Source organism: Pseudomonas sp. NPDC089428 (assembly GCF_044749325.1).
Taxonomy (GTDB): domain Bacteria; phylum Pseudomonadota; class Gammaproteobacteria; order Pseudomonadales; family Pseudomonadaceae; genus Aquipseudomonas.
This window is the reverse complement of record NZ_JBIVHT010000020.1, coordinates 17,600-29,684: the sequence shown is the minus strand read 5'-3', so window position 1 is coordinate 29,684 and position 12,085 is coordinate 17,600. Positions and strand designations below refer to the sequence as shown.

General features: G+C 63.0%; 9 protein-coding genes and 5 tRNA genes. 5 read left to right on the top strand and 9 right to left on the bottom strand.

Features of this window, described 5'->3' with window-relative positions; genetic code table 11:
• Positions 1–251 precede the first annotated feature (251 nt).
• The gene (locus ACIPZ5_RS24835) at positions 252–2,801 is read left to right on the top strand and encodes a fimbria/pilus outer membrane usher protein (RefSeq protein ID WP_400811161.1); all 2,550 of its coding nucleotides are present in this window, start codon (positions 252–254) and stop codon (positions 2,799–2,801) included.
• A complete protein-coding gene (locus tag ACIPZ5_RS24830; protein WP_400811159.1) occupies positions 2,798–3,868 on the top strand; it encodes a fimbrial protein in 1,071 nt (356 codons plus the stop codon). Before ACIPZ5_RS24835 ends, ACIPZ5_RS24830 begins: the two co-directional genes overlap by 4 nt.
• Positions 3,869–3,968: 100 nt before the next feature.
• Here the strand turns inward: ACIPZ5_RS24830 and ACIPZ5_RS24825 are convergent.
• The 5 genes from ACIPZ5_RS24825 to ACIPZ5_RS24805 form a co-directional block, all read right to left on the bottom strand.
• Positions 3,969–4,044, bottom strand: a tRNA-Gly gene (locus ACIPZ5_RS24825).
• A gap of 86 nt (positions 4,045–4,130) precedes the next feature.
• Positions 4,131–4,206, bottom strand: a tRNA-Gly gene (locus ACIPZ5_RS24820).
• 3 nt (positions 4,207–4,209) lie between these two features.
• Positions 4,210–4,285, bottom strand: a tRNA-Glu gene (locus ACIPZ5_RS24815).
• A 91-nt stretch (positions 4,286–4,376) separates the two neighbouring features.
• Positions 4,377–4,452, bottom strand: a tRNA-Gly gene (locus ACIPZ5_RS24810).
• A 4-nt stretch (positions 4,453–4,456) separates the two neighbouring features.
• A tRNA-Glu gene (locus ACIPZ5_RS24805) sits at positions 4,457–4,532 on the bottom strand.
• Positions 4,533–4,869: 337 nt separating this feature from the next.
• On the opposite strand from ACIPZ5_RS24805, the gene ACIPZ5_RS24800 reads away from it, so the two are divergent.
• The gene (locus ACIPZ5_RS24800; RefSeq protein WP_343599590.1) at positions 4,870–5,637 is read left to right on the top strand and encodes a hypothetical protein; all 768 of its coding nucleotides are present in this window, start codon (positions 4,870–4,872) and stop codon (positions 5,635–5,637) included.
• Positions 5,638–5,746: 109 nt separating this feature from the next.
• Here ACIPZ5_RS24800 and ACIPZ5_RS24795 read toward each other — a convergent pair whose 3' ends face one another.
• Together ACIPZ5_RS24795 and ACIPZ5_RS24790 are read right to left on the bottom strand one after the other, a co-directional pair.
• Positions 5,747–6,229: a GAF domain-containing protein gene (locus tag ACIPZ5_RS24795; RefSeq protein WP_085627184.1), complete on the bottom strand. Its 483-nt coding sequence runs from the start codon at positions 6,227–6,229 to the stop codon at positions 5,747–5,749.
• A 2-nt stretch (positions 6,230–6,231) separates the two neighbouring features.
• Entirely contained in the window at positions 6,232–7,119 is an 888-nt protein-coding gene (locus tag ACIPZ5_RS24790) for an ATP-binding protein (protein WP_343599589.1), read from the bottom strand.
• Positions 7,120–7,319: 200 nt separating this feature from the next.
• Here ACIPZ5_RS24790 and ACIPZ5_RS24785 point away from each other — a divergent pair, with 200 nt between their 5' ends.
• Positions 7,320–9,674 (top strand): response regulator, encoded by a 2,355-nt coding sequence (locus ACIPZ5_RS24785; protein WP_343599588.1) that lies wholly within the window; start codon positions 7,320–7,322, stop codon positions 9,672–9,674.
• Here the strand turns inward: ACIPZ5_RS24785 and ACIPZ5_RS24780 are convergent.
• Both ACIPZ5_RS24780 and msrB read right to left on the bottom strand, forming a co-directional pair.
• Positions 9,664–10,152, bottom strand: a complete 489-nt coding sequence (locus ACIPZ5_RS24780) for a glutathione peroxidase (protein ID WP_343599587.1) — start codon at positions 10,150–10,152, stop codon at positions 9,664–9,666. The two genes, ACIPZ5_RS24785 and ACIPZ5_RS24780, sit on opposite strands and share 11 nt — an antisense overlap.
• Positions 10,153–10,154: 2 nt before the next feature.
• Positions 10,155–10,556 (bottom strand): peptide-methionine (R)-S-oxide reductase MsrB, encoded by a 402-nt coding sequence (gene msrB, locus ACIPZ5_RS24775; protein WP_261941068.1) that lies wholly within the window; start codon positions 10,554–10,556, stop codon positions 10,155–10,157.
• 168 nt (positions 10,557–10,724) lie between these two features.
• Here msrB and ACIPZ5_RS24770 point away from each other — a divergent pair, with 168 nt between their 5' ends.
• Entirely contained in the window at positions 10,725–11,936 is a 1,212-nt protein-coding gene (locus ACIPZ5_RS24770) for a pyridoxal phosphate-dependent aminotransferase (RefSeq protein ID WP_012313392.1), read from the top strand.
• Positions 11,937–12,085: the final 149 nt, after the last annotated feature.

The window sequence follows — 12,085 nt, the reverse complement described above, 5'->3', positions numbered from 1 at the left end:
TACAAGACGCATAGCTTTTCCAACCAGACGGCGCTCCCGGCTGCGATATTCGCCGGGAGTCCCCCCTCCCCTGTCCATATCTCTCTACAGCGCGCAAGACTGTTCCTACATCCGCCTCAGACCTCCCTCCCTACCCTGTCTGTCCCGAACCCGGCGCCGTCAGCCTCCCCTGATGCATGCCGCCTTCTGCATACAGCCAAGCCCCAGCTCCTGCCTCAGCCCCGGAGCCAAGGGTGCCCTAGGGACCTTCCATGCCCAAGCTTCACTGTCGCAGGCCTGCCTGGACACCTCCACTGCCCGCGTTAGTGGGCAGTTCATTACTACTGCTGTCGATCACACCAACCTTCGCCGCTACGCCGCGCTTCCAGGCCGAGTTCATGCACCAGGCCGCAGGCCAGGCCAGCGAGGCCGGCGCCTTTGCCCTGCAGGCGCTGGCCGAGCAAGCCCCTCTGGCAGCCGGGCGCTACCGCGTGCAGGTCGTGGTCAATCACACCACGCCCTACACACGCGAGATCGACATTCACAGTAACGACGGTCAAGGCCTGCAGGCCTGCCTGACCGGCGAACTGCTGCGCGCCTTCGACCTGCGCGAAGAAGCCCTCGATACGCCATTGCCCACCGATGACAGCTGCCTGGACCTGGCCACCCTGGTACCCCAGGCACGGGCCGACTTCGACCCACAACGCCTGCACCTGGCATTGTCCATCCCCCAGATCGCCCTGCGCCGGCACACCGCAGGGTCAGTACCCGAAGCGCGCTGGGATGCCGGCATCAATGCCGCGTTCGTCAACTACCAGGTATCGGCACAGCACTACAGCAGCGACAGCGGCCGCCGCCGCAGCAGCCAGGACCTGTACCTGAACAGCGGCATCAATGTCGCCGGTTGGCGCCTGCGCAGCACCCAGGCGCTTCGTGACAGCACCGATGGCCAATTCGACAGTCGCCGCAGCGACACTTATGCGCAAAGCGATGTGCCGGGGCTGCGGGCCAACATCACCCTGGGCGAAACCTCCACCGGCAACGAAGTGTTTCGCAGCGTGCCCTTCGTCGGCGCACGGCTGGCTTCGGACCTGGACATGTACTCCGACACCGAACAGCAGTACGCACCGGTGATCCGCGGGGTAGCCCAGACCCGCGCGAAACTGGAGGTGCTGCACAACGGCTACCCGATCTACTCCACCTACGTGGCACCTGGGCCATACGCCATCGATGACCTCAGTGTCGGTGCCAGCCATGGTGAACTGGAGGTGATCCTCACAGAGGCCGATGGGCAGGTACGCCGTTTCACCCAACCCTATTCGTCACTGGGCAACCTGCTGCGCGAGGATGTATGGCGCTACAGCGCAACCGTGGGCCGCTACAACGGCGCCGAGGACCTGGACCGGCCACGGTTCTGGGAAGGCACGCTGGCCCGGGGCGGGGTCTGGGACAGCACGCTGTATGGCGGTGTGTTCACCAGCGATTACTACCGCGCCGGTGCCTTGGGTGTCGCCCGTGACTTCGCCGACCTGGGTGCGCTGTCGTTCGACGTCACCCACGCACAAACCGACCTCGGCAGCTTGAAAGGCCAGGTGCAAGGGCAGAGCTTCACCACGCGTTATGGCAAGAGCTTCGCAACCGGTACCAATCTGCGCTTCGCCGGCTACCGTTATTCGACTGAAGGCTACCGCGATTTTGTCGAGGCCGTCCGGGAACGCAACCAGTCCGTGCATTACCTGGGCAACCGCCGCAGCCGACTGGAAGCTTCGGTCTACCAGAATGTCAGCAATGGCTCGCTGAGCCTTACGTTCTCGCAGGATGATTACTGGGGCAGCACTGCCCAACGCCGTCAGTACCAGGTGCAGTACAACACGCGCTGGCGTGACGTGAGCATCAACCTGTTCGCCTCCCAGGCCCTCACCGACAACACCGGCGATAACCGCATGTTCGGCCTGAGCCTGTCACTGCCCCTGGATTTCGGCAGCCGCCATACCGCCAGTTTCGACCTGCAACGCCATGACAGCCGCTACAGCGAACGTGCCAGCCTAAGCGGCGGAATGATGAACAACCAGCTCGGCTACCAGGTATCGCTGAGCAACGACCAGCAAAACAACACCAGTGGCGCACTGTCCCTGGCCCATCAAGGGACCAACGTCAGCTATGGGGGCGGCTACACCCAGGGTGCCGACTACCGCAGCGTGTCGCTCAACGCCAGCGGTGCCCTGCTGGCCCATGGTTCGGGCATCGTATTGGGCCCTTACATGGGCGAGACCAGCGCCCTGGTACACGTGCCTGACGTTGCCGGCATCACCCTGGCAAACACGCCGTCGAGCCAGGCCAACCGCCAGGGCTACCTGCTGTCACCGAACCTGCGCCCTTACCGGCTGAATTCGCTGTTGCTGGATACCGACGAACTTTCGCCGGAGACCATCATCGACAATGCCACGCAGCAGGTCGTACCGCGCCGGGGCGCCATCGTCAAAGCCAGTTTCCCCAGCCGCCAGGTGATGCGCATGGTCCTGACCCTGCAGGGGGCGGACGGGCGCCCACTGCCCTTCGGCACACAGATAAGCGATGCCCAGGGCAATGTCCTGGCCGTGGTCGGCCAGGCCGGCCAGGCGCTGGTCGCCAGCGATGAACCAGGGCCCCAGCAATTGCACGCGCGGTGGGTAGACCAAGCCACCCGCGAATGCCAGGTGACGGTCCACCCCGGCGACATACCCCAGGTCAATGGCTACCGCCTGCAAACGTTAACCTGCCAACCCCGGCATGCAGCGTCTTCAACCCAAACCGACATGAATCACCAGGAACACACCTCATGAGCACATTTCGATGCACGGCACCGCGCCCTGCCGCCACCGCTGCCTGCGCCTTGGCATTGGGGCTGCTCTGCAGCGAGGCACAGGCCAGATGCAATTGGGAAACGGGCGCTAATTACATGAGCTTCAATTTTGATGCGGGCACCCGCTGGGTACCCCGAGACGCCCCAATCGGGACAGTGATTGCCACCCTCCCCTTGCGTGTTTCGAACGACGCGAGTGCCACACTGAACTGTTTTTATGAGCCCTCGACTCCTACGACCTTCAGCATGCCCGCCGCAACGGCGATGGCCTTGGGTGTGCCTGTTCAGGGTCAGCGTTTTGCCGACAAAGTGCTACGCACCAACATCGACGGTATCGGTGCCATCGTCACCGTGGGCTTCCCCTTCGACGGTACGGCGGACAATTCGTTCACATCCGACGACGGCACTCTGACCATTCCTTACAATGGCACCATGCGCGTGGACACACCATTCCCTGCGAAATTGTCCGTCTTCAGAGGCACCTTGGAATTGGTCAAGACCGGCCCGACGCCTGCAGGCGAATACGACCTGGACAGAGAATTGTTCCACGGGCTTACCAATGACCTAGGCAAGGTCATGGACTTCCGCGTACGTGGCAAGATCAGGCAAGCGCAATGCAAATTGCTGAGCAAGCCGGTCAGCGCCGGCCCGGTCAAGTTTGCAGATCACACGCTCGCTGATTTTACCGGCCCGGGGCCAGTGGGCACCGAGGTGGCGTTCAACATTAGCCTCAGCGACTGCGATGATGACAGTACCGCGCCGACGACCTACGCCCATATCGAACTGGACGGCACCAACGGCTCATCGGTGGTAGACGCCGATCAGGGGGTCTTCAGCCTGGGCACGGGTTCCACCGCTGACGGCTTCGGTATTCAGATCATGCACGGTGACGGGCGGACACTGCCGCTACAGAAAGCCGTCGAGGTGAAACAACTGAATGTCGGCGAAACCGTTCTGAACTTCAAGGCACGCTACTTCCAGCTCGACTCCCAGGTGAAGGCTGGCCTGGCGAAGGCCTCGTTGAAATTCACCATCAGCTACAAGTGAGCAAACCACAGGCGCCTTGCGACAGGGCGCCTCGGCAGGCCAATTTCAGAAAGGCGAAAACGAAGAAAGGGACTTGCGTCCCTTTCTTCGTTCTTCGATTTGGAGCGGGAAACGAGACTCGAACTCGCGACCCCGACCTTGGCAAGGTCGTGCTCTACCAACTGAGCTATTCCCGCATTGTGAAGCTTTTACCGCTACCGGCGTGAAGCACCATGAAGACCTCCACCACCACTGCACCGCATAGACGCCACAGTATTTAAACTGGAGCGGGAAACGAGACTCGAACTCGCGACCCCGACCTTGGCAAGGTCGTGCTCTACCAACTGAGCTATTCCCGCATTTGGCGTCCCCTAGGGGACTCGAACCCCTGTTACCGCCGTGAAAGGGCGGTGTCCTAGGCCACTAGACGAAGGGGACACACGACACTTTTCAGTGCACCAGAACAGAACCTCACGATTCAGCCTGGATTTTCTTTTCCTGCCCCGCCGTTAAGCGTTGCCGGAGAAACTGGAGCGGGAAACGAGACTCGAACTCGCGACCCCGACCTTGGCAAGGTCGTGCTCTACCAACTGAGCTATTCCCGCAATTTGGCGTCCCCTAGGGGACTCGAACCCCTGTTACCGCCGTGAAAGGGCGGTGTCCTAGGCCACTAGACGAAGGGGACACACTGCTGGCATTACTGCCTGCTTTCACTCCCTGCCGCGTTTCGCTGTGTGCTTTACGCTGCAAGTGGCGCGCATTCTATGGAGGCTTCGAACAGGCGTCAACCCCTTTCTATAAATTTATTTAAATCAATGACTTCGGCCCATATAGAAGACGCCGCGAAGGCGTGCCGAAGGATTGGCGTTGATTTTCTGACACAGTCGTCGCAAAGTGCCATCACTCGAGGAATGCGGCGGTCAGCCGACAAAGTGCAACAAGGCGGCCGCGCCGGTCCCTTCGCGGCAGCGGCTGCTGGCACTACACTCTATTAAGCAAAACTTCTTGATGAGGCGTTAACGGTGACACCACTTCTGATCACTCTGCTCATCGTGGCGGGTATCGCGTTGCTGATCGTGATCGGCTACCTCAACAACGTGGTCGAAAACAGCAAGCTCGAACGTGCGCGACTGAAGGTCGACCTGGCCGATCGGGTCCGCCGTTGTGGCGAAATCACCGAGACCTTCCCCGGCCAGTTCATGACCCCGGCGCTGAAGCTGGTGCTGGCGCGCCTGGAGCTGAACCTCAACCAGCGGCGCCTGGCGCTGGACAAGCACAGCAGCGAACTGAAGGCGCGCATCGCCGAACTCGAGGGGCTGATCGGCCAGGGCGAAAGGATCCCGGTGAACAACCCGCCCAGCCCGATCCAGACCGAGGTCAAGGCCAAGGATGTGCGCTTCCTGCTCGAAGCGCTGCACACCCAGATCGTCAAGGCCACCCAGGAGAACGTGCTGTCGGCCAACGAAGGCAAGCAATGGGTCAGGGAGATCCGCCACATCCTGGTGCTGCTGCATATCGAGTTCTTCAACAACCTCGGCCAGCAGGCGCTGCAACAAGAACAGCCGGGCCAGGCGCGGCTGGCCTTCGAGCGCGGCGTGCAGTACCTGCGCAAGCAGCCGGAGCCGAAAGTGTATGAAGAGCAGCTGACGTACCTGGAGAAACTGCTGGCCCGGGCCAATGCCCAGGTGCTGGACAAGATGGAGCCGGCGGAGAACGAGCAGAACGAACTGACCCAGGGGCTCAAGACCGATGAGGACGAGACCTGGAAAAAGCGGGTGATCTACGACTGATGCTGTGTGACCTGCTCCGGCCCTTCGCGGCTAAAGCCGCTCCTACAGGGATCGCGCGGTACCTGTAGGAGCGGCTTCAGCCGCGAAGGGCCGGAACAGGCAACACTCATTAGCAGTCGGTCAACTCCAGGAAGATCGCCGCCAACCTTTCCAGCCCCACCTGATCCGCCTCACTGAAGCGCGCCAGTTTCGGGCTGTCCAGGTCCAGCACACCAATCAACCGCCCTTCCTTCACCAGCGGAATCACCAGCTCGCTGTTCGACGCGCTGTCGCAGGCGATATGCCCCGGGAACGCATGCACGTCCTCGACCCGCTGGGTCTGCCGGGTGGCCGCAGCCGCGCCGCACACGCCCTTGCTGAACGGAATGCGCACGCAAGCCACCTGGCCCTGGAACGGGCCGAGCACCAGCTCTTCGTTGCGGTTGAGGTAGAAGCCCGCCCAGTTCAGGTCGTCCACCTGGTTGTAGAGAAACGCCGAAAACTGCGCGGCGTTGGCGATAAAGTCGCGTTCGTCGGCAAACAGCGCCTGCACTTGCGCCGCCAGCAGGTTGTAGCCGTCGAGGCCAGCGCCACTGGCATTGAGGTCGATCATGTTTACTTTTGCTCCAGCAATTGCAGCCCAACCCAGTAGCGGGCGAACTGATAGGCACAACGGCCATTACGGTTGCCGCGGCCGGTGGCCCAGCGCACGGCGAGGATGTCGAGTTCTTCGGTACGCTGCCAGGCCAGGCCGGCGGGGCGTGCCAACTGGCCGATCCAGTGCTCGACCACGTCGAGGAAATGCTCCTGGGTGAACGGGTAGAACGACAGCCACAAGCCAAAACGGTCCGACAAGGCAATCTTGTCTTCCACCGCTTCGCTGGGGTGCAGTTCGCCGTCGACACGCTTCCAGTTCTCGTTGTCGCTTTCCTTCTCCGGCACCAGGTGGCGGCGGTTGGAGGTGGCGTACAGCAGCACGTTGTCTGGCGCCTGTTCGAGCGAGCCATCGAGCACGCTCTTGAGCACCCGGTAATCACCCTCCCCGGCTTCGAACGACAGGTCGTCGCAGAACAGGATGAAGCGTTGCGGCAGCTTCTGCAGCTGCTCGACGACACGTGGCAGGTCGGCCAGGTGGTCGCGCTCGATTTCGATCAGGCGCAGCCCTGCACCTGCATGCTCGGCCAGCAGGGCGCGCACCAGCGAAGATTTGCCGGTGCCACGCGAGCCCCACAGCAAGGCGTGGTTGGCCGGCAAGCCGTTGATGAACTGGTGGGTGTTGCGGCCCAGCTGATCACGTTGCTTGTCGACCCCGATCAGGTCGGTCAGGCGGATGTCCAGGCTGACTTCCAGAGGCATCAGGTAGCCTGTGCGGCCATCGCGTTGCCAGCGCGCAGCCAGGGTGGTGGCCCAGTCGATGTCCGGGCGTGGCGCCGGCAACAGGGGTTCGAGACGTGCCAGCACCGATTCGGCGCGGTCCAGGAAAGCAATCAAGCGAGCGTCCATCAGGGCTCCTGCAAATTCAGATTCGGGGCTGCTGTGCCGGCCTCTTCGCGGCTGAAGCCGCTCCTACAGGTACACCACAGGCCTCAAGGGCAGTGATAAACCTGTGGGAGCGGCTTTAGCCGCGAAGAGGCAGGCACAGCCAGTAGAACAATCAAGGCTGAATGTGTGACAGACCCACCAGCAGCCGGGGCTGTTCGGCTATGCTTGCGCAGCGCAAGGGACGTGAAACCGGCTCGGGACCCATGGATATCAAGTTCACCAATCGCCTGTCATACAAGCAAGCCCGGTTGACAGTCCTGGTCGGCTTCATCCTGGGAACATTGCTCAGTCTCATCCAGATCGGCATCGATTATGCCAGCGAAGACGCATCCATCAACCGCGAAGTGCAGGCGTTGCTGCAGATCAGCCACAATCCGGCCTCGCGCATCGCCTACAACATCGACTCGGAGCTGGCACTGGAGCTGACCCGCGGCCTGCTGGAGTCGCCGGCGGTGATCCGCGCACGGCTGATCGACAACAACGAGACCGTGCTGGCCGATGTCGAGCGCCCGCGCCTGCAGGACCGCTACCGGCCACTGAGCGACTTTCTGTTCGGCGAGAAGCGCCAGTTCAAGGAACGCCTGTACCTGACCCACATGCCCGAGGAATACCTCGGCACGTTGTACCTGGATGTCGACACCTACGCCTTCGGCGGGCGCTTCCTCGACCGTGCCGGGGTCACCCTGCTCAACGGCTTTGCCCGCAGCCTGGTGCTCACCGGCATTCTCCTGGCGCTGTTCTACATGATGCTGACCAAGCCCTTGGTGACGGTGATCGGCGCCCTCACCGGCCGCGACCCTCGCCAGCCCGGGCAAACCCGGGTGGATTGCCCGCCCGGCCACGAACTCGACGAGATCGGCGTGCTGGTCAGGGTCGCCAACCAGCAGTTCGTCAGCATGGCCACCGAGATCCAGCAGCGGCGCACCGCGGAAAACCGCCTGACCCAGTACCTCAACGAACTGGAAGACATCGTCTCGGCCCGCACCGAAGAACTCAAGGCCAGCAACAGCCGCCTCAGCCAGTCCAATCAGGAGCTGGAAGAGGCGCGCCAGCGCGCCCTCGACATGGCCCAGGCGCGCGCCGCCTTCCTGGCCAACATGAGCCACGAGATCCGCACCCCGCTCAACGGCATGCTCGGCATGATCGCCCTGGCCCTGGACAGCCCGCTGGCCGGCGAACAGCGCCAGCAGCTGTCGATCGCCCACGACTCGGGCAAGGTGCTGGTGGAATTGCTCAACGATATCCTCGACCTGTCCAAGTTCGATGCCGGGCAGCTGGAACTGGAGCGCATCCCCTTCGACATGGGTGCCATGGTCGAGGACACCGCCAACCTGCTGTCGCAGAACGCCGCGCAAAGCGTCGAGCTGACCTGCCTGATCGCCGGCGACTTCCCCAGTTCAGTGCTCGGCGACCCCACGCGGGTGCGCCAGGTGGTCAGCAACCTGCTGTCCAACGCCCTCAAGTTCACCCGTTTCGGCCGCGTCGACGTGCGCCTGACGCGTATTGTCGGTGGCGTGCGCCTGGAAGTGCGCGATACCGGCATCGGCATCCCCGAGGCGGCCCAGGCACGGATCTTCCAGCCCTTCACCCAGGCGGGCGCCGGCATCACCCGCCAATACGGTGGTACCGGGCTGGGCCTGGCCCTGACCCGCAACCTGTGCAAGGCCATGCAGGGCCACCTGCACATCCAGTCCGAGCCTGGCTTTGGCAGCCGCTTCAGCGCCGAACTGCCGCTGCCCACCCACACCGAGGCCATTGCGCCGCCAGCCCTGCAGGGCAGGGTCGTCGCCCTCAGCGACGCCGGCAGCGGCCTCACCGAACTGCTCCAGGGCTTGTTGCCTGCCTGGGGGCTCGACTACCAACGGCATGACAGCAGCGCTGCATTGGGCAATGACATCGACCTGCTGATCACCGACGATCTGCAGCAACTGCTCCAGCTACGCCCCGCGCTCAAGGCGCCGATCCTGTTGGTGACGGCCTACGGCAATTTCCTGCCCACCGAGCAATCGGCGCAACTGGCGCCACTGCATCAACTGGCCCGGCCGCTGTCGCGCAATGCGCTGTACCAGACCCTGCGCCGGACCTTGCAGGGGCATGCCCCGGAGCACCCGCTGGCTACCCCGCTGCTCACGGCCAGCGAGGGCCGCGCGCGCATTCTGCTGGTGGAGGACAACCCGGTGAACCAGCTGGTGGCCAAAGGCATGCTGGCCAAGCTCGGCTGCCAGGTGCAGCTCGCCACCCAGGGCGTCGAGGCCCTGGAATGGCTGGAGCGGGAAGACTTCGACCTGGTGCTGATGGACTGCAACATGCCGGTAATGGATGGCTACGAGGCCAGCCGGCGCATTCGCCAGAGCGGGCGCTGGCCAGAGCTGCCGATCGTCGCCCTGACCGCCAACGCCATGCCCGAGGAGCGCGAGCGCTGCCGCGCGGCGGGCATGAGCGACTACCTGGCCAAGCCGTTCCGCCGCGAGGAACTGCTGGCGCTGATCGACCACTGGGTGCCGTTCAGCGGCTGAGCAGACGCTCGATGTCGGCTTCCAGTGCCTGGGGCTTGGTGGTCGGCGCGTAACGGGTGACCTTGCCGCTGGCCGGGTCGACCAGGAACTTGGTGAAGTTCCACTTGATCTTCTGCGAGCCGAGCAACCCCGGGGCGCGCTGCTTGAGCTCGACGAACAGCGGGTGAGCACCCGGGCCATTGACCTCGATCTTGCGAAACAGCGGGAAACTCACGCCGAAATTGGCTTCGCAGAACTGCGCAATTTCGCGCGCATCGCCCGGTTCCTGCTTACCGAACTGGTTGCACGGGAAGCCCAGCACCACCAGGCCACGCTTGCGGTAGTCCCGCCACAGCTGCTCCAAGCCTTGGTATTGCGGGGTAAAGCCACACTGGCTGGCGGTGTTGACCACCAGCAGCGCCTTGCCAGCAAAGTCGCCGAGCGTTTTCTGCTCGCCGCCCAGGGTCACGCAGGGGATATCCAGCATCGATCCGGCCATTTTCAGGCTCCGTCGCGGGGTTTGAAGTCCAGGCACACCGAGTTGATGCAGTAGCGCAGGCCTGTCGGTGGTGGGCCGTCGGGGAACACATGGCCCAGGTGCGCATCGCACTGGGCACAGGTGACCTCGGTGCGGATCATGCCGTGGGAGGTGTCCCGGATCTCGATCATCGCGCTTTCTTCGATCGGCGCGTAGAAGCTCGGCCAGCCGCAACCGGCATCGAACTTGGTCTGCGAGTCGAACAGCGGCAGGCCACAGCAGATGCAATGGTAGACGCCGGCGCGGCGCTCGCTGTTGTACTTGCCGCTGAACGGCCGTTCGGTGCCCTTGAGGCGACACACCTGATACTGCTCGGGATCGAGCATGGCGCGCCATTCTTCCAGTGTCTTGTCGATCTTTTGCATAAGTGAACCTCGGCAGGCTGAATTTCACCTCGCGCCGTCTTTTCCGTAACGCGGGTGGCACGTATATTAGTTGGCTTCGTGTGCAAGGCCTCAAGTCTGGCACCCGCGCCTCGCCCTTTCAAACCTTTCGACGGCGGCGCGCCGCGTATTCTCAATCGGGATCACATCATGCAGTTCAGCAAATCGAACAAGCTCGCCAATGTCTGCTACGACATTCGCGGCCCGGTGCTCAAGCACGCCAAACGCCTGGAAGAGGAAGGCCACCGCATCCTCAAGCTGAACATTGGCAACCCGGCGCCGTTTGGCTTCGAAGCGCCAGACGAAATCCTCCAGGATGTGATCCGCAACCTGCCCACCGCCCAGGGCTACAGCGACTCCAAGGGCCTGTTCAGCGCACGCAAGGCGGTGATGCAGTACTGCCAGCAAAAGGAAATCGAGGGCGTCACCATCGAGGACATCTACCTCGGCAACGGCGTGTCCGAGCTGATCGTGATGTCGATGCAGGCGCTGCTCAACAACGGCGACGAAGTGCTGATCCCGGCCCCCGACTACCCGCTGTGGACCGCCGCCGTGAGCCTGGCCGGTGGCAAGCCGGTGCACTACCTGTGCGACGAGCAGGCCGACTGGTTCCCGGACCTTGAGGACATCAAGGCCAAGATCACCCCGAACACCAAGGCCCTGGTGATCATCAACCCGAACAACCCGACCGGTGCGGTGTATTCGAAAGAGCTGCTGCTGGGCATGCTGGAACTGGCGCGCCAGCACAACCTGGTGGTGTTCTCCGACGAGATCTACGACAAGATCCTCTACGACGAAGCCGTGCACATCAGCACCGCGTCGCTGGCCCCGGACCTGCTGTGCCTGACCTTCAACGGCCTGTCCAAGTCGTACCGGGTAGCGGGCTTCCGTTCCGGCTGGCTGATCATCTCCGGGCCCAAGCACCACGCCCAGAGCTACATCGAAGGCATCGACATGCTGGCCAACATGCGCCTGTGCGCCAACGTGCCGGCGCAGCACGCCATCCAGACCGCGCTGGGCGGCTACCAGAGCATCAACGACCTGGTACTGCCGCCGGGCCGCCTGCTGGAACAGCGCAACCGCACCTACGAGCTGCTCAACGACATCCCGGGCGTCAGCTGCGTGAAGCCGATGGGCGCGCTGTATGCCTTCCCGAGGATCGACCCGAAGGTCTGCCCGATCCTCAACGACGAGAAGTTCGCCCTCGACCTGCTGTTGTCGGAGAAACTGCTGATCGTTCAGGGCACCGCGTTCAACTGGCCGTGGCCGGACCACTTCCGCGTGGTGACCTTGCCGCGGGTGGATGACCTGGAAGCGGCGATTGGCCGGATTGGCAATTTCCTGCGGACTTATTCGCAGTAAGGTTCGCCGGGATATTTGTGGTGTCGGCGAGATCGAGCGCCGCCCGCGCGGCGCATCGCGGATAAATCCGCTCCTACATTTGTTGCAACGTGCCCATGCCTGTCAGGCCATGGTTGTAGGAGCGGATTTTATCCGCGATGCGCCACGCA

Excerpts from the sequence above, each read along its gene's own strand:
- ACIPZ5_RS24835 (WP_400811161.1), top strand. The coding sequence starts at position 252 with ATGCCCAAGCTTCACTGTCGCAGGCCTGCCTGGACACCTCCACTGCCC.
- ACIPZ5_RS24830 (WP_400811159.1), top strand. The coding sequence starts at position 2,798 with ATGAGCACATTTCGATGCACGGCACCGCGCCCTGCCGCCACCGCTGCC.
- ACIPZ5_RS24795 (WP_085627184.1), bottom strand. The coding sequence starts at position 6,229 with ATGATCGACCTCAATGCCAGTGGCGCTGGCCTCGACGGCTACAACCTG.
- ACIPZ5_RS24790 (WP_343599589.1), bottom strand. The coding sequence starts at position 7,119 with ATGGACGCTCGCTTGATTGCTTTCCTGGACCGCGCCGAATCGGTGCTG.
- ACIPZ5_RS24785 (WP_343599588.1), top strand. The coding sequence starts at position 7,320 with ATGCTTGCGCAGCGCAAGGGACGTGAAACCGGCTCGGGACCCATGGAT.
- ACIPZ5_RS24780 (WP_343599587.1), bottom strand. The coding sequence starts at position 10,152 with ATGGCCGGATCGATGCTGGATATCCCCTGCGTGACCCTGGGCGGCGAG.
- msrB (WP_261941068.1), bottom strand. The coding sequence starts at position 10,556 with ATGCAAAAGATCGACAAGACACTGGAAGAATGGCGCGCCATGCTCGAT.
- ACIPZ5_RS24770 (WP_012313392.1), top strand. The coding sequence starts at position 10,725 with ATGCAGTTCAGCAAATCGAACAAGCTCGCCAATGTCTGCTACGACATT.